The organism is Shewanella sp. SR1, assembly GCF_020447145.1.
In the GTDB taxonomy this organism is placed as follows: Bacteria; Pseudomonadota; Gammaproteobacteria; order Enterobacterales; family Shewanellaceae; genus Shewanella; species Shewanella baltica.
The window spans coordinates 1-24,504 of sequence record NZ_JAJAEF010000037.1 but is presented as its reverse complement, the minus strand read 5'-3'; the positions used below and the strand labels follow the sequence as shown (position 1 = coordinate 24,504).

Sequence of the window (24,504 nt, the reverse complement as noted above, 5' to 3'; positions counted from 1 at the left end):
TGATTTATTTTTCATCGTTAGAGCAGTCTAAAAAATATATTCATTTAAATTATTATCACGCTCATTAGTGTGGCGCTTTACTTCTAATAATCTGCATATATAAGTTTGATTTTTCGCATTTTCACAAAATTTAACATATAAGCATTTTGCCTAATAGCGTGTCTATTGGATGGGTGGTAAGTTAAATTAATTCATGAGGTTAAGTTGCTTATCTTGTGGCATGGTTTAAGCGAGTGAGTGCACGAATTTAAGGCTGGGCACTATAAATCCTAAATTGGAGTAAATAAAAATTATAAAAAATATAACATCTAAGCGGATCGTATTGATATCTTCTTCAACTGATCATCTTCATATAGAGCTTGAAACACCACAGTTACTTGCTGAAAAATTAAATGCAATTGTTTCAAATGCTTGGCCTTGTGGCGAATACGATTGTGATGCAATGGCGTTTTTCCTTGCTTGCTATGAAAATGGCGGTGAAGCAGCAAAAGGTTGGTATGGCTGGTATGTAATTGATATTAATCCTGTTTCAGGAGAAAGAACGCTAGTTGGCTCTGGTGGTTATTTTGGACCTCCAGATAGCCATGGGATGGTTGAAATTGGTTATTCAGTGCTACCTGAGTGGCAGCGTCGTGGCTATGCTACTGAAATTGTTAATACACTCGTTTCCCATGCTTACTCTTTTGAAAAAACAAAGAACATTATTGCTCATACTTCAGCGGAAAATGAAGCATCAAAAAGGGTTTTGATTTCCAATGGTTTTAGTGAGACTGGCGTTAATGAAGGTCATCTACGTTTTGAACATGTTAGATAGTTAATTTTTTGCCATACATCGGCTCATTTATGTTACTTGTGTAGCAGCGAAAACGATTACTAATTTTTATCTGAATAGATTTACGCTAATAAGATACTTCAATATCTCGCCATTCGCCCGCCATCTTAGAAGTTTAATGTTGGGGTGGATAAAAGCTTTTTATATAAAGCAATGTTGATTGATAGGCTATTGCGTAAAGTAAGCTTATTCACTTAGACCATAAAAAAGCGCCAAAGGGCGCTTTTAGTAGTTAAACCTTGAATGACTAGAGCGAGGTGACAGTGCTTAAGTGATTTATACTTGCTTCGCTACACTACACTAGAGCCTATTCGATGGCGGTGAATTACTTCGCGGGTGCTTTTTGCGCCTCAACTAAGGTGGAATAACCGCCACCATTATAGGTTTGAGTGTATCCAGCAGCGACTAAGGCTTCGGTTGCGATACTGCTACGGCGGCCACTGCGGCAATACAAGACAACAGGGGCATCTTTGGCGATGCCGCGCTTAGCAAACTCCTCTGCCACTTGCTCAAAGGGAATATTTACCGCATTGGCTAGATGACCTTCGGCAAATTCTTCGGGCGTTCTGACATCGAGCACCATAGCGCCTGCGGCAATTTTATCCCATGCGATTACAGGGTCTTGGTCGGCGGCGCTGGCCATCATGGGCATTAGTAGCAGTGGCATGAGTACCAGCGACTGCAGGCTTAACAGGGCTAAGCGCATTAGGCTTTGGCCACGGATTACTAGGTTGTGGGTCACTTTATCTCTCCTTGACGATCTTTTGGGCAAGCTTGTTTTAGCCAAGCGGGTACTTACTCACCTAAATCTTAACTCTTAACTCTTAAGTCTTAACTATTAAGTAGTGACTTTGTGTGGCTTAGCTTTGCTTGGCAATTTCAGCCTCTGATTTTACACCCAATTTGCGTAAAACCATGGCGGCAGGGCAAAAACCGGTAAAAGCACTTTGGAACAGGTTAGCGCCAACAAATGCGGTTAACCACAGAAAGTTGTGGTGCACATAGGCGGTTAACACCAGTGACAGTAACACCATAAATCCGGCAAAAGCCATAATGCTGCGTTCTAATGACATACCTTACTCCTTGAGGCCATCTTGTAATGGCCTTTGTTGTGGTTAGTTTTGTGTCTGTATCTGAACAGTATTCATGCGGTTTTTCATTGCTGTGTAGTACAGCACTGGGATGACAACTAAGGTCAGTATGGTCGAGATAAAAATACCAAAGATCAGACTGATCGCTAAGCCATTGAAAATCGGATCATCAAGGATAAACAGCGCCCCAATCATGGCCGCTAATGCGGTGAGCATAATGGGTTTGGCCCGCACGGCACCCGAGTGGATCACTGCCCGCTCAAAGGGCACGCCGGATGCGGTTTCTTGATTGATAAAATCGACCAATAATATCGAGTTACGCACAATAATCCCCGCCAGCGCTATCATGCCTATCATGGACGTCGCGGTGAATTGCGCTCCGAGCAGGGCATGGCCTGGCATTACACCAATCACAGTTAATGGGATGGGCGCCATGATGATGAGCGGCACGAGATACGATCTAAACTGCGCCACTACCAAGAGATAAATGGCGATCATGCCGACCGCATAGGCGATGCCCATGTCTCTAAAGGTTTCGTAGGTGATTTTCCACTCGCCATCCCACAACACGGCGACCGAGTCTAGCCCTGTGGGTTGGTGAATATAATGTTGATCAAACCCTAAGCCATCGGCGCCATCAATTTTACCCGCCATGTCGAACATGCCGTAGAGTGGGCTGTCCAGTGGCCCCGACATATCGGCGACGACCATGATCATAGGGATCATATTCTTATGGATAATCGGTGCATCGATTTTGCCGCGTTTGATGGTTACCAGCTCAGACACAGGCACGGATTGCCCCGTTTGGCTCAGTAACTTCATATTCAGCACTTGCTCTAAATCGACTTTCGCGCCTTCGTCTAATTGCAGGCGGATCGGTATCGGTTGTTTTTGCTGGGCTTGATGTAAATAACTCACATCTTTGCCGCCAACGGAGGTGGCAATCAAGTCGACAATATTGCTGTAGGGCACGGCCATCAGGCTGGCTTTACTGCGGTCGATCATCACCTGCCATTTTTGCTGGGCAGCGGGTAAGAAAATATCGATATCGACCACATCTTTGGTTTCATGGAACAGCGCCTGCATCTCGTAAGCGGCTTGCTCGCGGATTGCGGGGCTTGGGCCATACACTTCTGCAACCAGCGGCGACCACACTGGCGGTCCAGGTGGCACTTCAACTACTTTGATATTGGCTTGATATTGCTCGCCAATTTGCTGCAGATCGTCACGCACCGATACCGCTATGGTGTGGCTGTCGCGTTTGCGGTGTTTTTTATCCACTAAGTTAACTTGAATGTCGCCAAGCTCTTGGCTGTGACGCAGGAAGTAGTGACGCACTAAGCCGTTAAAGTTCATTGGCGCGTTAGTGCCCGCATACAACTGCACATGCTCGACTTCAGGGACTGTCGTCAGATAGCGACTCAAATCCTGTAGCACTCTTTGGGTTTGCTCTACGGGAGTGCCTTCGGGCATGTCCACCATAACTTGAAACTCGGACTTATTATCGAAGGGCAGCATTTTCAGCACCACGAGCTGACCGACGGGGAGCGCGACGGCGATACCGATCAACACAAATACGCCGGCAGCCAGTCCCATTCTTGCCTTACGGGCATTTTTACCCAGCAGGAAAGGACCAATTAAGTGGGTGAAGAGGCGCACCATCTTAGTTTCGGCTTCATCCTCGTGTGAGGCTTGGGCACTATCGTGCTTGTCATTGTGTTTCAGCAGTTTACGACTGAGCCAAGGGGTGACGACAAAGGCAACCACTAGAGAAATCAACATGCCCATACTGGCGTTGATGGGGATCGGACTCATGTAAGGCCCCATTAAGCCCGATACAAAAGCCATCGGCAGCAGTGCCGCGATAACAGTGAACGTCGCCAGAATCGTCGGGCCACCGACTTCATCGACCGCCACAGGGATAAGCTCACTAAAGGACTTTTTGCCGAGCGCCATGTGCCGATGGATGTTTTCAACCACGACTATGGCATCGTCGACCAAGATGCCGATAGAGAAAATCAAGGCGAACAAGGACACGCGGTTTAGGGTAAATCCCCACGCCCAAGAGGCGAAAAGGGTGATCGCCAGCGTTATAATAATGGCCACACCTACGACTAAGGATTCGCGTGCGCCCATGGTTAAAAAGACCAGTACGACTACGGCGCTGGTGGCAAAAATCAGTTTTAAAATAAGGGTGTTAGATTTATCCGCCGCGGTTTCGCCATAGTTACGTGACACTGTGACTTCGACATTCGCGGGGATCAACACATTGTCGACCTTAGCAATCCGCTCAATCACACTGTCGGCGATATCGACGGCATTTTGTCCCGCTTGTTTACCAATTGCGATAGTGACGGCGGGATAAATGTCGGTTTTATCCGCGTGCCAAACACTCTGCTTAGGGGTATCACTTTTTAAGCTGATTTCGGCAATATCCGCCAAATAAATCGGAATATGCTTGCCTTGTTTATCTTGATAGACACTGACAACTAATTGTTTGAGATCGTCTATGGATTGTAAAAATTGCCCAGCCTGAACTTTAATCTCTTGATTACCTTGCACTAAGGATGCAGGCATAGAGACCATATTATTGTCATTTAGACTTTGTCTTAACTTGTCGTAGGTCAGATTAAAGCTGTTCATCTTGGCGGGATCGATACGTATGTTGGCCACCATGTCGTGCTGCCCAACGGTATAGATTTCGCGGGTACCGGGAATGCGCTTAATTTCGGTTTCTAATCCAAGGGCGACATGGGTCAGTTGCTCGGCAGAGACTTGTCTGTCCTTTGACCACAAGGTCAAACTGACAATGGGCACATCATCGATGCCGCGGGGTTTAATTAGCGGATCGCCCACCCCTGCGCCTCTTGGCAATTTATCCATATTGGAATAAATCTGGTTGTACAGGCTGACGATGGCATCATTGCGCGCGACGCCGACCTTAAAGATGACGATAATCAGCGCGCCATCGGGTTGGGAGAACGAATATAGGGTATCTATGCCTTTGATTTCTGAGATCACTTGCTCCGCAGGCAAGGTGACTAAGTTTTCAACTTCGGTAGGTGTCGCGCCGGGAAAAGGAATAAACACGTCGGCAAAGGTGACATCAATTTGTGGCTCTTCTTCCTTTGGCGTCACCAAAATAGCAAATAAGCCAAGCAAGAGTCCGAGAAGCGCTAATAGCGGCGTGATGGCGCTATTTTGGAAGGCGGCGGCAATTCGACCGGAAATCCCAAGTGTGGTCTGTGGTACTGGAGCATGTTTCATAAAACAACCTCGACAAAGCTTAAGTCGCTAGGGAATTTATTGCTTTTTGTTGAGCAACACTTGGTAGGCATCAACGGCAACCTTATCACCTGACTTAAGGCCCGCCAGCACTTCGACCTCCCCATCTAAGGGATTGGCGACACGGACTTGGGTGAGTACAAATTCTTCGCCCTTTTTAAGGTAAACGCTGCTAAGTTCGTTCATTGTCAGTAGCGCTGAGGTGGGCAGTTGGATTTTTTCTCGCTCGCCATTTTTAAAGGAAGCTTTTGCCCACGTGCCGGGTTGAAGATTAGCTTCATTTTCAGGCAGATTAATGCGCACTTGGTAGCTGTGGCTGACGGGATCGGCAAAACTAAAAATAGTGAGATCCTTTGAGGTTAACTCGCGGCCATCACTTAAACGGACGAGGAATTCGGGGGCGATTTTCAGCTGGTTGATATAGCGCTGCGGCACTTGGGTAATGGCGCGCATTTGACTCGCGGAAAACCCTGAAAGTAGTGCTTGTCCTGGGCTCACGGTTTCGCCCAGTTCGACAAAACGCTCTGTGACTACACCACTAAAAGGCGCTGATACCACAGTGTATTTTAAGGATTCGCTGGCTTTGATGACGCGGGCTTGCGCTGCGGTTACGGCTTGCTCTGTGGCCTTAGCATTGGCGGTGGCTTCGTCCATCGCGCCCTTAGAAATCGCGCCTTGGGGAAATAACTCTTTATAACGTTTGTATTGCGCCTGTGCTTCAACATTCAAGGCCTTGGCTTTGGCTAAATCGGCCTCAAAGCTTGCGAGCTCAGCGCCTTGTTCTTTACTGGTGATCTCTAGTAGGGCGGCTCCCTCGGGGACAACATCGTTAACATCGTAGTTGAGTTTGACGATACGACCAGAGGTTTGCGCTGACACAGTCGCCGCTTTTACTGCTTCTATGGTGGCATCTAAGGTGACCCAATTGGCGTAGGGTTTAGTTAAGACTTCGATGGTTTCGACTGAGGCAGCCTGAACTTGAGTACTGGCAAGCGCCAGCAGTAAGAAAAGAACGCGAGAAATTGACGTCATAATTCATATCATCCCAGATGTAATTCATGAGTAAATTCTAATGGAGTTATTTTCAATAGGCAATCAATATTTATTAGAAAAATTTAATATAGTGTATTTCCCTAATTTAGGAATAAGGCCCATAAGTGCCTTATTCCTATCGTTTCAGTGAGTTCCGACTAAGCCTAAGATTTAGTCATTTAAATAGTAGGTGAGTGTGGACACAATGCGAATTTGTTTAATGTAAGGCGTGCTGTTATCGCGATCCGAAATAGTGAACTGGCCTTGGCTAGCGGTTTTAATTTTTCCGAGGCGAGAATCTGAATCCTTAGCAAATTTTTCCGCCACTTCACGGGCATTTTGAGTGGCTTCTTGCACCATCACAGGTTTGACTGAATTGAGATCGGTAAACAGGAATTCGGTGCGATTGTCATACTCTTGGCTGGCGATCGCTATGCCTTCCTTCACTAAGCTAATCATCTGCTTACGGGTATTGAGCATTAAATCAATTTGCGGGGTATAAACCGACAAATTCACCTTTGCCGAGTAACGGTATCTGACGTTGGGGTCGACATAACCTTGTGCTTGGCGATCTTCAATTGAAGGCAAAGATACGGTAATTTCGCTATCGCTAAATCCTTGTTCCTTTAAAAACGCCACGACGCGGTCGGTTTTTTGCTGAACCGTCTCGTAGAGTTTAGGCAGATTATTATCAACCTCAGTGAAATTAATTGGCCAAATCGCTACATTGGCTTTGACTTCTTTTTCCGCTAAGCCCTTGACTGTCACTGTGCGTTCCATAGCTTTCATCTGCAATAACGCTGTGCTTGCTGTCTGACCAACATACACAAGCCCAGCACAAAGGAAACCGCCCAGCAGCAGGGCAGGAAGGATGTTATTTTTTTCCATAAAAAGAATCTCTTGATTAGATAAACTCAGCCTACGATACCCAATAAACCTAAGTCATGCACTGGGTTTATTCGGGATAGATGCCGCTTAAGATTTGAGGGAGACAAGTTGGCGATATCAGCTTGATGTCGCTTTATTGAGACGGGCTATTTTTCCGGAGGAATAACACTTGGCTGCCATAATTCGACTTTATTGCCGTCGGGATCGATAAACCAGCCAAAGCGGCCAAACTCTGAATCTTCAATGTCACCCACGAGCTGACCGCCTCCTTGTTCGACCTGCATGAGCGCTTGGGCCAGATCATCAACGATAAAATTGAACATAAAGCTCTTATCTGAAGGCTCAAAATAGTCCGTGCTATGGGCGAAGGGCGTCCAAACATGGTAGCCGAGCGTCGCTTTATCTGTGTGATAAAACGCGGCGCCGCCCCAGTTTTCAATGGGGACCTGAAGGTGGGTTTTATACCAAGTTGCCAAGGTAACGGGATCTGCACTTTTAAAGAAAATTCCACCGAGTCCAATGACTTTAGCCATAGCCGTAGCTGCGTGTATAGGAGTATGAATTAACTTTAGGCAATAAATGCTTAAGATACAAAAAAGCCGCAAAAAATGCGGCTTTTAGGATTAAGCGTTTAGCTTAGAACTGGTAGCTGTATTGAACTGAGTAGTACATACCGCTTGATTCAGTAATTGCATTCACAGGACCTATGCCTGTGATAGAGCTGTTTTCGATCAGGTGAACTTTTTCACCTTTAATATAAGCGATACCAAAGTCAACGGTGTTTTGTGGGTTGATGTTGTAGCTCATACCCGCTGTATACCAGTTACGGTCAGAGTCTGGGAATGAAATTGAGCTAATTTCGTCCACAACGCCTTGGTCATGCATATAACCTGCACGAACGGTGAATTGTTCGTTGATAGTATAAGTACCACCTAGGCTGAATAACCATGAATCTTTCCATTGGTATTCTTTCAGAGCCTTGTCACCAATATCCATAGACATACCAGCGCCTGTTTGGCCGGGTAGAATAGTTGCTACACCATCTTTAGCAGTGATTTGGTCAAAATTACCCCATTGGGTGTGTTGCGCTGTGTAGTGCACTGCAAATTTAGACGTTAGCTGATGGAAACCTGCAAATTGGAAAATATCGGCGAGTGGTACATCTAAACTATCAAAACTGGTGGCAACATTCACTTTACCAACATTTGGTAAAGTGTTTGATGTAATTGTATTGACATCACCTTTAACATTCACTGTTGGGCTGAAACGATAGCTGATACCGAAACGGTTATCTTTATCTAACTCAATAGTGGCACCCACTATACCACCGAAGGCCCAGCCGTCAGCGTCGACGTCAACCAAAGGCGTAGTGCCCATGTTACGGGTTAAACGACCTTCACCGTAGATGGCATCCACACCCGCACCGATACTGAACATTTCATTAATACGGTATGAAAGGCTGGCGTTAAAGTTAACCGTTGTGACTTCTGTTTCGCCGAGTAAATCATAAGGTGCTGGTGAGTTTGCAGGTAAACTCTTTGAAAGTGAGCTGGCATCGGTACCGGTACCAAAGTTAGAAAACGCAGCAAAGCCCACGGCGAACTTATCGTCGATTGGGTGGATGTAGAAAATATTAGGGATAATTTTAGAGCTACCCGCATCATCGATGCTGCCTAAGTCAACGGCACCACCGGCAAAGTTAACGTCTTTAACATCAACAGTAATATCGGCATAAGTTAAGCCGAATGAGATCGCATCTTTATCGAATAATGCCATAGCAGCAGGGTTACGTGATAACACAGAAGCGTTATCGGCAATAACCGCATCACCAGCAAATGCACGGCCCATACCTGTGGCTGATTGACTGTTGAGTTGAAAACCTGAAGCTAAGGTTTGAGTACTTGCTAATGCGACAGAAACGGCAATGAGTGTCTTGTTGAATGTTTTCATTATAATTCTCTCTATTTTTTATAAGTATTGGATTTTTATTCGGTCCTAGTCAGCCGAAAGTATTTAAATCCATTTATTAGTCTTCGGCATCTTATGGACTGAATCTACCCTCAACAAGTCCGACCAGATGTGAAAATTGTTAATTTTCAGTTAATTAAAAACCTTTAAAACAGAGGTTGAACTTTAGTACGCTTGAATGGTCTGGCCAGATGCTTGATATGAAGGGCTTTGGGTTTAACGATAGGTTTCAATTGACGTTAACGGTTTGTAATTGTGTGTTGAGTATTTAAAAGGATACAAAATGTAAAAAGCGCACAAGTGTGCGCTTTTTAAGTTATATAAGCGTGTCGAAACTAGAGTGCAGACTTAAATTGTTCGAACTCTGTTGTTACATTTTCACTCGGTGCAGACAATTTGCTCACCAAAATACCGGCAAATGTGGCGAACACAAATCCTGGGAGGATTTCGTATAACTCGAAAATCCCCCCCCGTCAGTTGCTTCCAAATTACGACCGTTAATGCGCCGACAATAATAGTAGCAATGGCGCCATTACGGCTGTATTGCTTCCAAAATAGCGATAATAAGACGACAGGACCAAAGGCCGCACCAAAGCCTGCCCAAGCATAACTCACAAGGCTTAATACACTGCTTTCAGGATTGAGGGCAATGATGCCTGCGATCACGGCAATCGCCAGCACGCCCATGCGACCGACCATCATCAACTCGCGATCATCCGCTTGAGGGCGTAACCATTTACGATAAAAATCTTCAGTGATAACACTTGAGCACACCAGCAACTGTGAATCGATAGTGCTCATGATGGCCGACAAAATGGCCGCAATAAGTAGACCACCAATCCAAGGGTTAAACGCGGCTTGGGCTAAATGAATAAATACCGTTTCTGAATTCGCCAGTGGCGCATTGGCGAAATACAGAGAACCAGCAATACCTGTGGCTAATGCGCCAATTAAAGATAAGACCATCCAGCTCATGGCAATACGGCGCGATAAGGGCAGGGCATCGGCACTGCCTATCGCCATAAAGCGCGACAAAATATGCGGCTGACCAAAATAGCCAAGACCCCATGCGAGTAAAGACAACATGCCTATCACTGTGGTTTTGTCGCTGACCAAGGCCAACATCGCAGGATCGATAGTTTCAATTCCGGCGTGGCTTTCAGGGTGAGAGAAAACGGCAAAGGGGACGATTAAGAGGGCGACAAGCATCAAACAGCCTTGAAAGAAGTCTGTCCAACACACAGCAAAGAAGCCACCAATAAAGGTGTAACCGACTATGATGGCTGAGCCAATCACCAGCGCCACTGTGTAATCGAGACCAAAGACTTTTTCAAACAGAATCGCGCCACCGACCATGCCTGAGGAAGCATAGAAAGTAAAAAACACTAAAATAGTGATTGCGGAGACGAGCTTGAGATAGCCTTGGGTATCGTGGAAACGTTTCTCGAAGAAATCCGGTAAGGTGAGGGCGTTATCGGCGAGTTGAGTGTAAATACGCAGTCGTCTGGCGACAAATAGCCAGTTTAGCCAAGCGCCAAAAATTAATCCTATGCCAATCCAAGCTTCACCTAAGCCGCCTAAGTAAACTGCGCCGGGTAAACCCAGTAACAGCCAACCTGACATATCGGATGCACCCACACTGAGTGCGGTCACAGCGGGGCCCATTTTGCGGCCACCTAAAATATAATCATCAACAGTATCGGTAGCACGGTAAGCCCAAAAACCTATGCCCATCATCAATACTAAGTAACCAACAAATGTGATTAAAATCGGGGTTTCAATCGTCATCTTGCCTTTTCCCATCTTGTTATTATTAAAAGTGGCAAGCATGCTACCAGATGTTTGAACAATCGCCCATTAGCAGATAGAAGTGTGATTAAAATCTAACCTCCGATCGCGTGAAAATATCGGAGGTTAATTTAAAAATAGCAGAGATAAGATGGGGTTAGATAAAGGTATTCTTGATTTCGTCTTTCACGTAGCTAAGGTCTGCTTTATCTTCACCTATGAGCAAAATAAACGCATCGGGTGTTTCAAAGCCCATTCCTTGGTATTTGCCATCGGCGAAGGTTTTGTCTAACACCATACGTTTTTCGAGTGGCACGATAAAGAGTGTAACCTTGCTTTGCTCGCCCTGTAGCACTAAGTGCAGGCTTTTCACCCCTTGAAAATCACAATAGGAGGTGTAATACACTTTGCCCGGTTGTTGAGTGAACTTGGCATTGCCAAAGTCTTTCATCGACGCGAGCTGCGCATTGACCTGATTAAAGTTGATGTTTTGATCCACCTGTAAAGCAACACCTTCATGGTAGACATGGGCCAGTGCATGTTCAGCTAAATCGATTGGCCCTAAACGCAATAGACTAAAACTGATCCCCACCACAAATGCTACCGAGGCCGCCATCGCCACTAAAAAGCCCGTCTGACGGCGGTGTTTATGGTGTTGTTGTAACTGCTGACGCAAAATCAGCTTATCGGCGAGATCGTCCGCCACTTCTACTTTCAATGCATTTGTCAGTTTGGCATCAAGGTTTTTGAGCTCATTGATTAAGGCTTGGTTTTCTGGCTTAGCAGTAATTTGCGCCAGAAAATCAGCATCTTGATTATGAGGATCTTCATAAGCTTGACGTCTAAATTTAAGCTCATCCATTGGATTGACCTCTCACATCATTCTTCTCAAGTAATTCTTTCAATTGGCTCCTCGCCCGAAATAAACGCGTCATTACGGTGTTGCGATTGAGCTCCATCAGCTCGGCAATTTCATCGCCGCTAAAGCCACCAATCAGTTGGAGTAAGAGTGGCTCGCGGTATTCGATATCCAGCTTGCCTATTTGCCGACGGATCAGATATTGCTCGGTCTGCTCTTCACTGCTATTGGAGATATTGTCCTCTAAGGTATCTTGCTCAACGTCGGAATAATCGAACTGTTTACGCTCGAAACGCCGCGCATTCTCACGCCTCAGAATCGTGATCAGCCATGCCTTCGCCGCTTTATCATCCTTGAGGGAATCCAAAGAGCGCCACGCCCGCAAGAAGGTTTCTTGGGTAATGTCTTCAGCCACGTGTTTATCGCCGCATAACCAGTAGGCGTAGCGGAAGATGTCTGCATGTAGCGCCTTGACTAGGCTGTTGTATCGTCGTTGTTTACTTAGCATGTCAGAAGAGACCGCGGGCTCGACGGATTTCTTACGCCAGTTAGCAAACATTTTTATTTTTTCGGCTTGTTGGCTGAATTTTTAGCATAGTTGAGCTCGCTTCTCTCTCATTAAATCCTTAATTTACTTAGGGTTCAGTGGGCTTAATGGCGCCGATTTTGGGTTTGAATGTTTATGCTCACAAGCCTTAACCGCGTTAAGCAATGCGGCGCACTCTACGGTCAGCTTGTTAGTATTTGCACTGTCAGTATGGCTGTTGGCATCGGCCTTCGCACTATAGGCGGCAATTTGCAGTTGCTGTATCGCCTGTTCGAGTTGCGGTGACTGCTCGGCAATTTTATCGAGTGTCATAGGCGCTTGCTGTAACTCACTGAAGTAGCGCTGTAACTGCAACATAATGCGGCTCACATCGCCACTGGCACAGGCTTGCTCCAATCCCTGTAAGCCCGCAACATTTACTGATTGTGCTGAACTCATTGAAGCGTTAAGGGCTGTCGGGGCGGCCGATTGGTTTTTTAAAGCGCGGCGCCAAGCGATTAAAGTGATGATCCAAGCGACGAGAGTGATCAGCCATAGCGCAGCAAACACCTTAACCATCCAGGAGTCATTGTTGTCGGCCACTGAATTGGCTTGCCAAGAGGCTTGGGCGGGCGCATCTGTGACCGCACCGCCTGTTACCACTATGGTGCGTGCGGGGAGCGTCGCGGTTTCTTGACGTTTAAGGTGCGGATTCCACCAAGGCACTTTGACTTCGGGCAGGGTAAATGTTCCCGCTTTGCTGGGAACGATTGCCGACGTAATACTGTACTGGGAGACAATTTGTGCATCGCGCACAAAGGTTTGTCGCTGAGGTTTTTCAGGGTATGACTTCAGTTCATTAGGAAGGGTTTGCACTATATCTGGCAGGCTATTTTCATCGGCATTAGAAGCCAATAAAGTCATAGTGCGAGTAATAGGGCTACCGACGGTAAATTCTTTAATATCCTCAGGGAAGTTCTCTTTTAACACCACTAAATCGGCAACCAGCCATTGGCCTTGGAAACTTGTCGGTGCAGGATTCACTTGCACTGTGAGTGAGGGCGCGCCCGCTTGCATTGGGCGGCTTTCATTAAAGCCAAACATGCCGCCGCGGCGTTGGGATTCAACTAGCACATCGCCCGCAAAGGTTGCGCCTTTGATGTTCACTTGGCCGGGTAAGTCGGGAATGATGCCATAGGTGCGTTCAATCACGCGGTAACGGCGGCCATCGACTATCTCAGAGCCATCCTTATCTTCGCCGATTTGTTTGATCTGCGCGCCTTCGATTACTGGTGCGCTCAATACGCCCCTTTGTAATTCTACCGCTAGATAGAGTTTGACCTTGTAGGTAATGAGCTGCCCGACATAGGCCTCGTCAGTTGACACTTTGGCATCGATGAATAGGTTGTTCATTTGCGCGGGCTGGCTGCCCGTTTCGACCACTTTGAGTGGGATCGGCGCCGAGCTGATGCCATCAATAGTAAAGGCTGGAATGGTTAACTGGCCTTTTTGTTTTGGCGCGAGCAACACTTGCCAGCGAGTCTCTTTGACCGCATCGAAGTTCATGATCTGTGTGCTGCGACTCACGCTGGTGCGACCAACAATAAAGTCTTTCAGCAGGGCGGACGTATCTAGCTTACCGGTATCGATTTCATCATCGACGCTGATATTGAGCACAAAGTATTCGCCCTCCATCACAGGATTGCGATCGACCGATGCCTCAATTTTGCTGAGTGCAAAGGCGGGATGAGCCACTCCGATGGCAAGGAGTAGCAGGATAAAAAATTGTCTGATCACCACTGTTCGTTATCCTTTGATATTTGGCCATTTTGACGGCGTTTCTGATATTCCAACTGCATTTTGTTGCGAAGTAACACTTGAGGGTCTTCACTCACTCCCCTCAGTGCTCGCTGCATTTCTGCGGGAAGCGGTTCGCTACTGGTGGGCGGCGCTTCGACAGAATCACTCATAGCAGCCTCTTGTTTATCTTGCGCATTTTGCTCTGGAGCTTCTTTGGCGCCAACGCTTTGCTTTGCTTGTTCAGCGGATTTTTGCTCCTCGGCATCGGCGTTAGCCTGCGCCTGCATCTTCGCTTCATTATCTACAGGTGAATTGTCCTTTGCATCCTGCTCGGCATTTTGCTGCTTGGCTTGTTGATCCTGTTGCGCTTTATCTTCAGCGGGATCTTGCTGAGCTTCATCCTGCTTGTCCTGAGCATTGCCATTTTGCTTATCTTGCTCAGACTGTTGCTCATCCGCTTTTTGCTGCTCAGGGCTTTGCTCAGGATTGGCATTGTCCTGTTGATCCTGAGACTCTTGTCCCGCTTGATCTTGCTTATCTTTCTGAGCGCTATCTTGGTCAGATTGTTGTTTATCCTGCGACTGCTGATTACCGGATTGTTGGTCGCCAGACTGTTGGTCACCTGAATTGGAATCACCGGACTGCTGATCGCCTTGTTGATCTTGGTTCTTATCCTGTTGATCGTTTTTACCTTGCTGCTTTTGCTGTTGTTTCAATTGCTTTTCAGCCAGTTCAAGGTTGGCCTTCGCCGCTGGGAAATCGGCTTGTTTTTCAAGTGCGGCTTGATAGCGCTCCTTAGCCTTATCGGGTTTACCGAGTTGCATCAACGCATTGCCTTGATTGTAGAGGCCTTGGGCTGAGCTATCTTGCTCGAAGGTTTTCAGCGCTTGCTCATAATCACCTGCCTTATATTGGGCGCTGCCACGCCATTGGGGTGACTCAAACTGCTTAGCGGCGTTGGCATAATCTTGGGATTGATAGGCCTGCATCGCTTGCTGATCTGGCGTTTTCCACACATTGTCCCAGGCATTGTCCCACACACTGGCATGGGCAGGCTGAGGCGCGGCCGCGAGCAGTAAACCGCTAATGAGAGTGGCAAATCCAACGCTTGCCACGATTCCTTGCCTAAAGCTGAAAAGGGCGGGCAGCAGTAATAGCAGGGCGAGATAAGGGCCGAGATCCTGCCAGGTTTCACCGTCAAGATCTGTGGCTTTGGCATCGCCCGTATCACTTAACCAATGTTGTAATTGGGCCAGATCATTGCCGTCGGTACGATTTTGGATCAACACGCCTTTGTTATCCGCTGCTAGTTTTTGTAGCAAGCCAAAGTCAGTGCTGGCCACAACGACCTCGTTGCTACTGTCGCGCTGCAATTGTCCATCGGGGAGACGAATTGGCGCGCCTTGGCTGGTACCAAAAGCGACGACCGCAAGACGATATTGCGTGCCACTTAATGCCGAGTTAGCGTCATCAAATTGGGCTGCGGTTATGCCATCTGTCATCACGATAATATCACCGCGAATATGCCCACCCTGAGCCAGTAGCGTTTTAGCTTGGGTTAAACCTGCCGCTAAGTTTGAGCCACGAACGGGCATGATCTCAGGGCTCAAGGTCGGCAATAAATTGAGTAGCGTGCCGGTATCGCGCGTTAACGGGCTGATCGTAAAGGCATCGCCGGCAAAGGCGACTAAACCTGTTTCACCTTCTTTAAGATTACGCAGGAGATCCGTAGCCCTAAATTTAGCTTGGGTTAAACGGTTCGGCGCCAGATCGGTAGCGAACATAGACACAGACATGTCCATCACCAGTACGCGGCCTTGCTCGGCGGCAAACACAGGTAAGGACTGTTTATTAACGGCAGGTCCGGCGAGCGCAAAAGTCGCAATCAGCCAAGTGAAAGCTAATAAATGCAACGGACGGCGGGATTTCTTGCTGCCTTGGGTGACCAATATTTTGGCTAAGTGCGGCGCAATATACCGATTCCACGCGCTGTGGCTCTCGTGTTGTCGCCATAAACTCAACAACACTAAAGCCAGTGGCACTAGGGCAAGTAGCCATTCTGGGCGAATAAAATGTAGGCTCATGATTTAATGTTCCCCTGTGAAGTGGTTACGACAGAGGGTTTAACGCGGCTCGCTGCAAAGAATGGTAATTGACCTAAGGCAATCCACAGGCTCGTCAGTAACGCCAGTGCCAGCGGCCAATAGAACAAATCTGCCTGCGGACGATAGCTTAATTGATCGCGACTCACTGGTTCGAGTTTATCGATTTCTTGGTAAATCTGGTCGAGCTCTTGGCTGTTGCGGGCGCGGAAATAACGACCGTGGGTGACTTCGGCGATATGCTTAAGTTGGTTCTCATCCAGATCCATCGAAGGATTAACCCGCTCGCGGCCAAAGAGTGTGCGGCGCTCCATCACATCGGCACCGACACCGACAGTGTAAATGGTAACTTTACGATTAGCGGCAATTTGCGCCGCCTGCTCCGGCTCAATATTGCCCGCGTTGTTAGAGCCGTCGGTCAATAAAATCAACACTCTGTTACTCTCGTCCATTTTATCGAAACGTTTTACCGCCAGCCCTATGGCTTCACCTATGGCGGTTTGTTTACCGACTAAGCCGATTTGTGCTTCTTTTAAAAATTGGGCCACTGAACGTCTGTCTTGGGTGAGTGGCGCCTGTAAATAGGCGTGATCGGCAAAGAGAATTAAACCGATACGGTCGCCTTTGCGGCGCTCGATAAAGTCACTGACAACGTGCTGAATTAAAGTGAAACGGTCAACGGTTTTACCATTTACCACCATGTCTTCAATCTGCATACTGCCGGATAAATCCACCGCCATCATCAGATCGCGGCCTTGGCTCGGCAGTTCGATAGGTTCACCAAGCCATTGCGGACGGGCGATAGCGAGTACTAATAGGCACCACATCAGCCAGTAGCGTTTGCGACTCTGGCGCGTGTTGGCCGCTAAGCTTTGTTTGCCTGTTTGGCTTATTCCGGGGAGTTGCAGCCGGCCACCATCCACTTGTACGGTTTGTTGGCGCCAAAAAATCAAAGGCAAAGGCAGTAATATCAATAGCCAAGGCCATGCAATTGTTAACATCGTGCCTCCGGTTGTTTGGTGTCAGCTGGCTGGATTGGCGCTTGGCTTTTAGCTTGAGCGTCGCCACTCGCTTGAACGTAGCCCTTAGTTTTAACAAGAGTCTGCTCAGGCGCACTCAGTGTTGCTTTCGATGCCAACCAAGCTTGTGCGAGTTCATGTAACTCATTGGCTTCAGCTAAGGTCAACGGCGTTGGTTGATGACGTTTGGCCAACAAGGCGCCAATACGTTGGCGTTTAGGCGCGGGTAAATAGCTGTCTAGCCAAGTCGCCCAAGCTTCACCATCTAAGGAGGCTATTGCATCTCTGCTGAGGTAACTCATGGCGGTACGCTTTAATAGGCTATTGACGTCAGAGACATAGGACGGCGCTTGTCTATCAAGCTGACTGAGTAACTGTTTCGCGGCTTTTTTCGGCGCGAAGTCACGGGCGCGTTTTCTTAGCCAGATAACTAAAAGTGTGATGAGAGCAATCACTAGCCCGAGGACCAACCAATAACCGATTGCCCAAGGCCATGCGCCGATTGGATCGGGATGAATGATATCCTGCAGATCCGCCAGCGCTGGGTTTGGCGCTGTAGCCATAGGAACTGCAGCCTGTGGATTTGCTATCACTGGTGTCACTATTTCTGAATTCACTGTTGCTGGATCCATAGTTAACGCAATAATTCCAATTGATGGGCTAGGGGAGCACCCGCATCGATGAGCTGGGTGCGCACGCGCAGTTGCTGCATCATGGCGATAAAGTCCCTTTGCTGACGCAGCTGGATATCAAGCCAAGCCTGATAACTGTGGCGGGTGAGCACTAAGTCCTCCTCCCCATCCCGTACTGGCAAGCTAAAGTTGTGCGGTAACGGCAGTGTCCCTTGGCGCAGGGGATCGGTAATCAGGTAGGCGCCCACATCACAATGACGTTTAAGCTCGGTTAATGGCGCGATACATTGGGAGCTAAAATGGCTGCCATCGGTCACTATCCAAACCAAGGAGCCGGGTTTGGCGATGCGTTGTAATCGCTGACAGGCTCGCAGGATATGATCAGGATCGCGCTGGCCGCTGCCAACATGATTGAGTTGATTCTCATGCACACGGCGCAGGCCTGAGATCAATTGCAATATGCCCTGACGACGGCTGCGGGGTTTAAGCTCTAGATGCTCAGACTCGCACGCGATCAAGGCGCCGAGTCTATCGCCATGGTTAATGGCATTCCAACCTAAGGTGGTCGCTAAGTGTCCTGCTTGCACCGATTGCAGCAATAAACTTGAGCCAAAATAGAGACTTTGGCTCAAGTCGATTAACAACAGAATCGGGCGCTCACGTTCTTCGATAAATAACTTAGTGTGGGTTTTGCCCGTGCGAGCGGTTACGCGCCAATCAATGGTGCGCACATCGTCGCCCTGTTGATAGTGGCGCACCTCGGCAAACTCCATCCCGCGGCCTTTGATTAAGCTGCTGCGATGGCCCGCTAAATTAGCGCGGGCACGGCTGTAACGCTCGGGCATAGCACGGGCGATATTTTGGCACGCCAGCAGCTCTTGCTCGGTTAAATGCAAGCCATCGGCAAACAGCGGCAAGCCATCGGCCGAGGCTGAGAGTCGCGCAGTGTCACTCATCTTATTTCACCTTTATCTTCACCGTTAAGGTACTGCTACTTGACTCAAGATGTGGTTGATCACCTGATCGCGGCTTACGCCTTCGGCTTGCGCTTGGTAACTGAGTAATAATCTGTGTCTTAACACATTCGGTGCAACGGCTTGAATGTCTTCCGGTGAAACAAAATCTCGCTCGTGCAGCCAAGCGCGGGCGCGGGCGCAGCGTTCTAACGAAATAGTGGCGCGTGGGCTGACACCGTACTCAAGCCATTTCGCTAAGTCTTCGCTGTAACGCAAAGGCTCGCGGGTCGCCATAACGATTTCGACTATGTATTTTTCGAGTGGCTCGGCGAGATAGATTTCCATGGCTTCGTCACGGGCGGCAAACACATCGGCCTGAGCAATCGGCTCAGTCGTCGGCAATTCGTGGGTGAGTGCTTCTTTACGGGATTGGCGCAGAATTTCGATTTCAGTCTCGCCGCTCGGGTAATCAAGATTCAAGTGCATTAAAAAACGGTCAAGCTGTGCTTCGGGCAGAGGATAAGTGCCTTCGTTTTCTAATGGATTTTGGGTTGCCATCACTAAAAACAGCGGTGGCAGCTTATAACTGTGCTTACCGACGGTAACTTGACCTTCGGCCATGGCTTCTAATAAGGCTGATTGTACTTTGGCGGGGGCGCGGTTAATTTCGTCCGCCAAGATCAAATTGTGGAAAATCGGTCCGGCTTCAAACTCGAAGGTGCCGGTTTGCGAGCGATAAATATCTGTGCCGGTTAAGTCGGCAGGCAGCAGATCTGGGGTAAATTGAATGCGGTGGAAATCGCCCTCAACCCCGTCACATAAGGCTTTCACCGCACGTGTCTTAGCCAGTCCCGGTGGACCTTCAACTAATAAGTGGCCATTGGCAATTAAGGCAATGAGCAGATTTTCGGTCAATACTGGCTGCCCTAAAACAACCTTATTTAGGTAAGTGCGTAATGCATGGAAGCGACTCAAAGGCATGATGCTACTCGTTTTATTATGTTGAAAATGCGTGTGTGGGCTATAGACAACGGATATGGTAAAGAATTCCCTTAGGGTTTGGCTAGTGTTAAAAAAACAAACAGGTGTTTAAAACTTGCTGACAAGAAGTTAGAATCAGATCACACTTTAATGGTCAGACCTGTTATTGGGCGTTTTTCGCCGTAAAACAATGGGTCAAACACGGAAATAGCTAGCGCCGCCTGAAATCTCTCAGCGATTGCGCACATAAAGAGGGTGACAAATGAGTGATAGACAACAGGTTACGAATGCCAAGGGTGAGCGTATCGCAATTGTAGCGGGCTTAAGAACGCCATTTGCAAAACAAGCCACGGCATTCCACGGTGTATCGGCGCTCGATATGGGCAAAATGGTGGTCAATGAATTATTGGCGCGCTCTGAACTTGACCCTAAACTGATTGAGCAGCTGGTCTATGGACAAGTGGTGCAAATGCCGGCTGCACCTAATATCGCCCGTGAAATCGTACTCGGTACTGGCATGAATGTGTCGACCGATGCTTATAGTGTCACTCGTGCCTGTGCGACTAGCTTCCAATCTACCGTAAACGTGGCCGAATCTATCATGACGGGCAATATCGAAATCGGTATTGCGGGCGGCGCCGACTCTTCCTCTGTATTGCCTATCGGTGTGTCGAAAAAATTAGCCCATGCGTTAGTCGATCTGAATAAAGCCCGTAGCTTTGGGCAAAAATTACAAATTTTCCGTCGTTTAGGCATTAAAGATTTATTACCTGTGCCGCCTGCGGTAGCCGAGTACTCAACGGGCTTGTCTATGGGACAAACCGCTGAGCAAATGGCAAAAACCTACAATATTAGCCGCGCCGATCAAGATGCCTTAGCGCACCGCTCGCACACCTTAGCGAGTGAAACTTGGGCTTCGGGCCATCTTCGTGACGAAGTGATGGTTGCCCATGTGCCGCCGTATAAACAGTTTATCGATCGCGATAACAATATCCGCGAAAACTCGGTACTGGAGTCATACGCTAAGTTGCGTCCTGCATTCGATAAACAGCATGGTACTGTGACGGCAGCCAACAGTACGCCACTGACTGACGGTGCCTCAGCGATTATCCTGATGAGCGAAGGTCGAGCGAAAGCCTTAGGTTATCAACCCATTGGTTACATTAAGAGCTATGCCTTTAGCGCCATTGATGTGTGGCAAGACATGCTGATGGGACCGTCCTACGCGACGCCACTGGCGCTGAAACGTGCTGGAATGGAACTAGAAGATCTTACCCTGATTGAAATGCACGAAGCTTTTGCGGCGCAGACATTAGCGAACATGCAGATGTTTGCTTCGAAAAAATTTGCCGAAGAAAAACTCGGCCGTAACCGTGCAATTGGTGAAATCGACATGAGCAAGTTTAACGTGCTCGGCGGCTCGCTTGCCTACGGCCATCCTTTTGCTGCAACGGGAACCCGTTTGATCACCCAAGTGTGTCGTGAGCTTAAGCGCCGTGGTGGTGGAACTGGCCTAACAACGGCCTGTGCGGCTGGTGGTTTGGGCGTGGCAATGATAGTGGAAGTGGAGTAATCGGCATGGAAAAGACCTTTAATTTAATCCGCCGCGACGACGGCATTGCTATTTTGACTATGGATGTTCCTGGCGAAACCATGAACACCCTAAAAGCGCAGTTTGGCCCTGAAATCAGTGAGATTCTGGCCGAGATCAAAAGTGATTCGAGCATTCGCGGTTTAGTGCTGATCTCAGGCAAAAAAGATTCTTTTGTTGCGGGCGCAGATATTTCTATGCTCGATGCTTGTAAAACGGCGAGCGATGCCAAAGCCTTATCCCAACAAGGTCATGTAGTTTTCAATGAGCTAGAAGCCTTAACGATTCCTGTGGTTGCGGCAATCCATGGCGCCTGTTTAGGCGGTGGTTTAGAGTTAGCCTTAGCCTGTCATCAAAGGGTATGTAGCGACGATGGCAAGACAATTCTCGGCGTTCCGGAAGTTCAACTTGGCTTATTGCCAGGCGGCGGCGGGACTCAACGTTTGCCACGTTTAGTCGGCATTACCACAGCCTTAGATATGATGTTGACCGGTAAACAAATTCGCCCTAAACAAGCCTTAAAAATGGGCTTAGTGAATGATGTTGTGCCGCAGACGATTCTGTTACAAACCGCAGTTGAGATGGCGCTTGCGGGTAAACGAGTTCCGAAGCCTGTTAAAAAGTCACTCGTTAATCAAGTGCTTGAAGGCACGAGTTTTGGCCGTAACATTATTTTCGATCAAGCGACTAAACAGGTCGAAAAGAAAACCCAAGGTAATTATCCTGCGCCTGCCAAGATCATTGATTGCGTGCGCCAAGGAATTGCTAAGGGGATGCAAAAAGGGCTAGAGGTCGAAGCCAGTCATTTTGCCGAATTAGTGGTATCGAAAGAATCTGAAGCGCTGCGCAGTATTTTTTTCGCGACCACAGAAATGAAGAAAGAAACCGGCGCTGAAGGTGCAAGCCCGCGTAAAGTGAAAAAAGCGGTGATCTTAGGTGGCGGTTTAATGGGTGGCGGTATCGCATCTGTCACAACGACCAAGGCTAAAATCCCTGTTCGTGTCAAAGACATCAGCGAAAAAGGTTTAAGTAATGCATTAGCTTACGCATACAAGCTGTTGGATAAAGGGGTTAAGCGCCGTCATATGACGCCTGCTGCCCGTGACAACCTAATGGCACTGATGACCACAACGACTGAATATAAAGGCGTTAAAGATGCCGACATCGTTGTGGAAGCGGTATTTGAAGACCTAGCGCTTAAGCATCAAATGGTGAAAGACATTGAGCGTGAGTGTGGTGAGCACACCATTTTTGCGTCAAACACCTCATCTTTGCCTATTAGCCAAATCGCCGAAGCTGCAACGCGTCCTGAGAACGTGATTGGTCTGCATTATTTCTCGCCAGTAGAAAAAATGCCGCTGGTGGAAGTGATTGCCCATGCTAAAACGTCACCAGAAACCATTGCGACCACGGTCGCATTTGCCCGTAAGCAAGGTAAAACACCGATAGTGGTACAAGACGGCGCGGGTTTCTACGTGAACCGTATTCTTGCGCTTTACATGAACGAGGCCGCGCAATTATTACTTGAAGGCCAAAGTGTTGAACATCTTGATAAAGCGCTGGTTAAGTTTGGTTTCCCTGTGGGCCCCATTACTTTACTCGACGAAGTGGGTATCGACGTGGGCGCTAAGATTTCACCAATCCTCGAAAAAGAATTGGGTGAACGTTTTAAAGCGCCAGCGGCTTTTGACAAGCTTTTGGGTGACGATCGTAAAGGCCGTAAAAATGGTAAAGGTTTCTATCAATACGGCGCATCGAGCAAGAAAGCTAAAGCTGTCGATGAGAGTGTTTATGGCGTGTTAGGCATTAAGCCTGGCACCAATAAAGACGCAAAAGCGGTTGCCGAGCGTTGTGTCGTACAAATGCTCAACGAAGCGGTGCGTTGTTTAGAAGACGGTATTATCGCATCGCCAAGAGATGGTGATATTGGCGCCATTTTCGGTATTGGCTTCCCGCCATTCCTCGGTGGCCCATTCCACTATATTGACACTTTGGGTGCCGCGAACTTAGTGCGAATTCTTGAAGGTTATCAAAGCCAATTGGGTAGCAGATTCGAACCTTGTGAGCGCTTAAAAACCATGGCTCAAGAAAACGCGCACTTTTTCTAAGTTTCAGTGAATCTAAGTCATAGTTAATCTAGGTCTTAGTCAATCAAGGTTGAACAAAAAAGCGGCAGGCTATTGCCGCTTTTTTTATTGCCACAAGGCATGTTTTTGCCTAAAAAACGTTCATAACTTAGATGTGGATCTTGTATAATCCGAGCCCTTGATCGAGAGAGCCGTGCTCTGTTTTCTGTACTGTGAGTGCTCAGTGCTCAGTGCTCACTGCTGAGAGCATAGCGATGAATGAGTGCTGCTCGTTTCTGCACTGTGCGGAGTACATTTATCCTGCTGTTAAAACGGCGTATTTAACATGTGCATCAATCAGCAAAATTAAGCGAGTCGTATCCGCATTTTGATGGGGAATTAGTTTCTCTACATTTATGATTTTTAGTTGTTTTCAAAGAGGTGGTTTGTGGTTTTGCTGGTTATCTTTATCGCATTAATCTCTGCTTGGTACTTCGGCTTAGCTGCATTTACCGCAGGCCTTTCTGTTACGCATTGGACATTACTGGGTTTTGTGCTCGGGCCTCTGGCTTATCCGCTCTTTACGACACACCGCCATTTAGCTTTGAGGAAAATCCGTTGTAGTGAAGAAGGAATATTAAATAGCTAATCTATCAACATGTTATGTCTTTTAACACTTTTATATTTATGTAAAACTAAAGGGAGCTAGTGCTCCCTTTATTGTTTCTAGCCTAATTTTCTATAACAAAGCATGATTCAGACTCATGGCTACAGGACTTAAATTAGTTCCACCAACCTTTCGCAGAAATCACTTCAAGGTGGTTTAAGCCTTCTGGCAACTTAACTTTTTTACGCGCTGGCTTGGATAAACCGAGTGCTTTTTTGATTGAATTTAGCATAGTCACTCTCCCTAACCTGATTAATGTTATGCAACTTCAGAGTTAATGAACTTAACGCATGGATGACCAGCAACTTCTAGTGATTTGAATTTCACTGCAGGATGACCAGCAACTTCGAATGGTTTGAACTTCACTGCAGGATGACCAGCAACTTCTAGTGATTTGAACTTCACTGCAGGATGACCAGCA

Annotated in this window: 19 protein-coding genes and 1 pseudogene; 4 read left to right on the top strand and 16 right to left on the bottom strand. The window is 47.6% G+C overall.

The window, feature by feature from the left end:
• The first annotated feature begins 322 nt into the window (after nt 1-322).
• Nucleotides 323-814 (top strand): GNAT family N-acetyltransferase, encoded by a 492-nt coding sequence (locus KV201_RS21090; protein ID WP_226060480.1) that lies wholly within the window; start codon nt 323-325, stop codon nt 812-814.
• A gap of 343 nt (nt 815-1,157) precedes the next feature.
• On the opposite strand, the gene KV201_RS21085 is transcribed toward KV201_RS21090, so the two are convergent.
• The 16 genes and pseudogenes from KV201_RS21085 to KV201_RS21010 form a co-directional block, all read right to left on the bottom strand.
• On the bottom strand, nt 1,158-1,574 hold the full coding sequence (locus KV201_RS21085) for a rhodanese-like domain-containing protein (protein ID WP_226060479.1): 417 nt from the start codon (nt 1,572-1,574) through the stop codon (nt 1,158-1,160).
• A gap of 118 nt (nt 1,575-1,692) precedes the next feature.
• The gene (locus tag KV201_RS21080) at nt 1,693-1,905 is read right to left on the bottom strand and encodes a DUF2892 domain-containing protein (protein ID WP_006082265.1); all 213 of its coding nucleotides are present in this window, start codon (nt 1,903-1,905) and stop codon (nt 1,693-1,695) included.
• A 42-nt stretch (nt 1,906-1,947) separates the two neighbouring features.
• Nucleotides 1,948-5,190, bottom strand: a complete 3,243-nt coding sequence (locus KV201_RS21075) for an efflux RND transporter permease subunit (RefSeq protein WP_226060478.1) — start codon at nt 5,188-5,190, stop codon at nt 1,948-1,950.
• A gap of 36 nt (nt 5,191-5,226) precedes the next feature.
• A complete protein-coding gene (locus tag KV201_RS21070; protein WP_226060476.1) occupies nt 5,227-6,240 on the bottom strand; it encodes an efflux RND transporter periplasmic adaptor subunit in 1,014 nt (337 codons plus the stop codon).
• Between the two features lie 171 nt (nt 6,241-6,411).
• On the bottom strand, nt 6,412-7,128 hold the full coding sequence (locus KV201_RS21065) for an SIMPL domain-containing protein (RefSeq protein WP_012089608.1): 717 nt from the start codon (nt 7,126-7,128) through the stop codon (nt 6,412-6,414).
• Between the two features lie 146 nt (nt 7,129-7,274).
• Nucleotides 7,275-7,661, bottom strand: coding sequence for a VOC family protein (locus KV201_RS21060; RefSeq protein WP_107404239.1), 387 nt, complete (start codon nt 7,659-7,661; stop codon nt 7,275-7,277).
• Nucleotides 7,662-7,764: 103 nt separating this feature from the next.
• The gene (locus KV201_RS21055) at nt 7,765-9,078 is read right to left on the bottom strand and encodes an OmpP1/FadL family transporter (RefSeq protein WP_107404240.1); all 1,314 of its coding nucleotides are present in this window, start codon (nt 9,076-9,078) and stop codon (nt 7,765-7,767) included.
• A 353-nt stretch (nt 9,079-9,431) separates the two neighbouring features.
• Nucleotides 9,432-10,884, bottom strand: a pseudogene (gene putP, locus KV201_RS21050) (sodium/proline symporter PutP).
• A gap of 157 nt (nt 10,885-11,041) precedes the next feature.
• Nucleotides 11,042-11,746, bottom strand: coding sequence for a DUF3379 domain-containing protein (locus KV201_RS21045; RefSeq protein WP_226060474.1), 705 nt, complete (start codon nt 11,744-11,746; stop codon nt 11,042-11,044).
• Entirely contained in the window at nt 11,739-12,302 is a 564-nt protein-coding gene (locus KV201_RS21040; protein ID WP_006085483.1) for a sigma-70 family RNA polymerase sigma factor, read from the bottom strand. Before KV201_RS21040 ends, KV201_RS21045 begins: the two co-directional genes overlap by 8 nt.
• Before the next feature lie 72 nt (nt 12,303-12,374).
• Nucleotides 12,375-14,069 carry a BatD family protein gene (locus tag KV201_RS21035; RefSeq protein WP_226060473.1) on the bottom strand — a complete coding sequence of 565 codons (1,695 nt, stop codon included), beginning with the start codon at nt 14,067-14,069 and terminating at the stop codon, nt 12,375-12,377.
• The gene (locus tag KV201_RS21030) at nt 14,063-16,153 is read right to left on the bottom strand and encodes a VWA domain-containing protein (protein ID WP_226060472.1); all 2,091 of its coding nucleotides are present in this window, start codon (nt 16,151-16,153) and stop codon (nt 14,063-14,065) included. The genes KV201_RS21035 and KV201_RS21030 overlap by 7 nt, the downstream gene beginning before the upstream one ends.
• Nucleotides 16,150-17,172 (bottom strand): VWA domain-containing protein, encoded by a 1,023-nt coding sequence (locus KV201_RS21025; RefSeq protein WP_226060470.1) that lies wholly within the window; start codon nt 17,170-17,172, stop codon nt 16,150-16,152. The genes KV201_RS21030 and KV201_RS21025 overlap by 4 nt, the downstream gene beginning before the upstream one ends.
• Nucleotides 17,166-17,822 (bottom strand): DUF4381 domain-containing protein, encoded by a 657-nt coding sequence (locus KV201_RS21020; protein WP_226060469.1) that lies wholly within the window; start codon nt 17,820-17,822, stop codon nt 17,166-17,168. Before KV201_RS21020 ends, KV201_RS21025 begins: the two co-directional genes overlap by 7 nt.
• A 2-nt stretch (nt 17,823-17,824) precedes the next feature.
• On the bottom strand, nt 17,825-18,778 hold the full coding sequence (locus KV201_RS21015; protein WP_226060468.1) for a DUF58 domain-containing protein: 954 nt from the start codon (nt 18,776-18,778) through the stop codon (nt 17,825-17,827).
• A 24-nt stretch (nt 18,779-18,802) separates the two neighbouring features.
• Nucleotides 18,803-19,759, bottom strand: coding sequence for a MoxR family ATPase (locus KV201_RS21010; RefSeq protein WP_006082248.1), 957 nt, complete (start codon nt 19,757-19,759; stop codon nt 18,803-18,805).
• Nucleotides 19,760-20,021: 262 nt separating this feature from the next.
• On the opposite strand from KV201_RS21010, the gene fadI reads away from it, so the two are divergent.
• From fadI to KV201_RS20995, 3 genes are all read left to right on the top strand, one after another.
• A complete protein-coding gene (gene fadI, locus KV201_RS21005) occupies nt 20,022-21,332 on the top strand; it encodes an acetyl-CoA C-acyltransferase FadI (protein WP_226060467.1) in 1,311 nt (436 codons plus the stop codon).
• Between the two features lie 5 nt (nt 21,333-21,337).
• Complete coding sequence (gene fadJ / locus KV201_RS21000) at nt 21,338-23,458, top strand: fatty acid oxidation complex subunit alpha FadJ (RefSeq protein ID WP_226060466.1); 2,121 nt, start codon at nt 21,338-21,340, stop codon at nt 23,456-23,458.
• 406 nt (nt 23,459-23,864) lie between these two features.
• The gene (locus KV201_RS20995; RefSeq protein WP_115334301.1) at nt 23,865-24,065 is read left to right on the top strand and encodes a hypothetical protein; all 201 of its coding nucleotides are present in this window, start codon (nt 23,865-23,867) and stop codon (nt 24,063-24,065) included.
• Nucleotides 24,066-24,504 lie beyond the last annotated feature (439 nt).

Bases quoted from the DNA above. Each gene is read 5' to 3' on its own strand.
- KV201_RS21060 (WP_107404239.1), bottom strand. From the start codon at position 7,661: ATGGCTAAAGTCATTGGACTCGGTGGAATTTTCTTTAAAAGTGCAGAT.
- KV201_RS21030 (WP_226060472.1), bottom strand. From the start codon at position 16,153: ATGAGCCTACATTTTATTCGCCCAGAATGGCTACTTGCCCTAGTGCCA.
- KV201_RS21015 (WP_226060468.1), bottom strand. From the start codon at position 18,778: ATGAGTGACACTGCGCGACTCTCAGCCTCGGCCGATGGCTTGCCGCTG.
- KV201_RS21065 (WP_012089608.1), bottom strand. From the start codon at position 7,128: ATGGAAAAAAATAACATCCTTCCTGCCCTGCTGCTGGGCGGTTTCCTT.
- fadI (WP_226060467.1), top strand. From the start codon at position 20,022: ATGAGTGATAGACAACAGGTTACGAATGCCAAGGGTGAGCGTATCGCA.
- KV201_RS21025 (WP_226060470.1), bottom strand. From the start codon at position 17,172: ATGTTAACAATTGCATGGCCTTGGCTATTGATATTACTGCCTTTGCCT.
- KV201_RS21075 (WP_226060478.1), bottom strand. From the start codon at position 5,190: ATGAAACATGCTCCAGTACCACAGACCACACTTGGGATTTCCGGTCGA.
- KV201_RS21070 (WP_226060476.1), bottom strand. From the start codon at position 6,240: ATGACGTCAATTTCTCGCGTTCTTTTCTTACTGCTGGCGCTTGCCAGT.
- KV201_RS21020 (WP_226060469.1), bottom strand. From the start codon at position 17,822: ATGGATCCAGCAACAGTGAATTCAGAAATAGTGACACCAGTGATAGCA.
- fadJ (WP_226060466.1), top strand. From the start codon at position 21,338: ATGGAAAAGACCTTTAATTTAATCCGCCGCGACGACGGCATTGCTATT.
- KV201_RS21045 (WP_226060474.1), bottom strand. From the start codon at position 11,746: ATGGATGAGCTTAAATTTAGACGTCAAGCTTATGAAGATCCTCATAAT.
- KV201_RS21080 (WP_006082265.1), bottom strand. From the start codon at position 1,905: ATGTCATTAGAACGCAGCATTATGGCTTTTGCCGGATTTATGGTGTTA.
- KV201_RS21040 (WP_006085483.1), bottom strand. From the start codon at position 12,302: ATGTTTGCTAACTGGCGTAAGAAATCCGTCGAGCCCGCGGTCTCTTCT.
- KV201_RS21055 (WP_107404240.1), bottom strand. From the start codon at position 9,078: ATGAAAACATTCAACAAGACACTCATTGCCGTTTCTGTCGCATTAGCA.
- KV201_RS21010 (WP_006082248.1), bottom strand. From the start codon at position 19,759: ATGCCTTTGAGTCGCTTCCATGCATTACGCACTTACCTAAATAAGGTT.